Here is a 1,892-nt window from a genome sequence, read left to right on the forward strand (position 1 = left end):
AAGTGGTGGTACTCCTTTTGCAGAGCCTTATGATTTTATAGTAGTAGATTATGACAGAGATTGGGATGATGATATTATTGACCCTTTAAAAGGAGGAGATGATGATGCTGCCATATTTCAAAATACTAATTCTCCTCCAGATTTATCTTCAAGCACGCCTGCCGACGGAGCAACTGACTTTCCAGAAAATGCAGATTTAGTTCTTAATTTTAATGAAACCGTAACTTTAGGTACTGGTAATATAGAAATTAGGAGGGTAAGTGATAATGTTGCTATTGAAACTATTAATATTGCTTCTACTACATTATCAGGAGGAACTCAACTTACCATTAATCCTGCTAGTAACCTACCTACTGGGATAGATTTATATGTTCATATAAATGCAGGTGCTGTGATTGATACAGATAATGAAATTACAGTTTCTTTGAGAAATCAGCCTACAACTCTGAATTTTCAAGCAATTCCTGTTTCAAGTTCTATCTCTACACCAACTATTTTTCATCTTGAGCCTATAAGTAGAGGTGCATTTACGACAGATTTATTAGGAGGAAATGAAACAAGTATTGTAACATACACAGGTTCTTCCTCTTCGTTTGCTGCAGATATAGAGGTTGATGAAACTAACGGACACATTTATATCTTAGATAGAAATGCAGATGAATTACGTAGGTATAATTTAGATGGTACAAATAATACGCTCATTTATACATACTCATTTACTCCCCAAGATATTGCACTTGATTTAACTAACAACCTTATTTATCATACAGAAACACAAACAGGTCCAAGTGAAGTATTCACTACTGATTTGAATGGTGGTTCTAAAAATACAATCATTGCATATACAGCAGTCTCAAATGTTTTAGCATACTTAAAAATAGAGTTGGATGTTGCTAACAATCATATGTATTTACTTAACAGTCCAGGAGATGAGTTGGTACGATTTGATACAGATGGTACTAATCCACAGTCTATTACCTCTTATACAACCCAACAAGATGCCTTTGCTCTTGACTTGACTAATAGTCTCATTTATCATATAGACAGAACTAGTGGTGGGGAAGCTTTTACTACTAACTTACTTGGAGGAGCAAGAACTTCATTATTTACTTATACAGCAAGTGGAAGCTCATTATACAAACAGATTGAACTAGATGTTGCAAATAATCATATGTATTTACTCAATACTAATGGTGATGTTCTGACTCGCTTTAATACAGATGGTACTAATCCAACGACCATCTTTAGTTATGCTTCTGGTGATAATGTTCAAGATATTTTCTTAGCTGGTCTTGGTACACCTCCACCAAGTGTTTTGCTATCTTCTAATCCAATATTAGATTTTGATCAGCCTAATAATACTAATCTAGGTGCTACTATTTCTGATGGTTTATACGGAACTCCAAATATTTCTGACGCTGATATACAAATGTATGAAGCTAATTCAAGTGGAGTAGCTACTGGTAATGATTTAGGTTATTTTGACAATCCTCTCAATGGTGGAGTAGTAAATCTTGCAGGTAGTGGTTCTGATATGATAGTTATAGAAGAATCAAGTGGAAATGAATTCTATTTTCGTGGAGTAGAACTGACCGAATATGCTGGGGGAGGATATAATATAAAAATAGAGGGTTTTAGAAATACAGTTTCTACAGGTTCACAAGTAGTAGTGGTTGGTGGAGATTTTATTGAAAATTTCAATACTTCCACATTAACAGCCTCTATATTTCAAAATGTAGATCGTATTGAGATTACTAATAATGATGGAGGAAATTTATTTTTATACTTTGATAAAGTTGTAGTTGGAAGCCCAGTAAGCTGCTCTTCCCCCACAGGTGCAGCCACAAATTTTATGGCAGGCAACAATCCAACTTCGACAACTTTAGACATAG

Annotated in this window: 1 protein-coding gene; it reads left to right on the top strand. The window is 34.6% G+C overall.

From position 1 onward, the window contains the following. Positions 1–1,892 (top strand): Ig-like domain-containing protein (locus tag QZ659_RS06060; protein ID WP_291723444.1); only part of this gene is annotated, 1,892 nt, incomplete at both ends.

The sequence above is a fragment of the Bernardetia sp. genome, from assembly GCF_020630935.1.
Lineage (GTDB): Bacteria > Bacteroidota > Bacteroidia > Cytophagales > Bernardetiaceae > Bernardetia.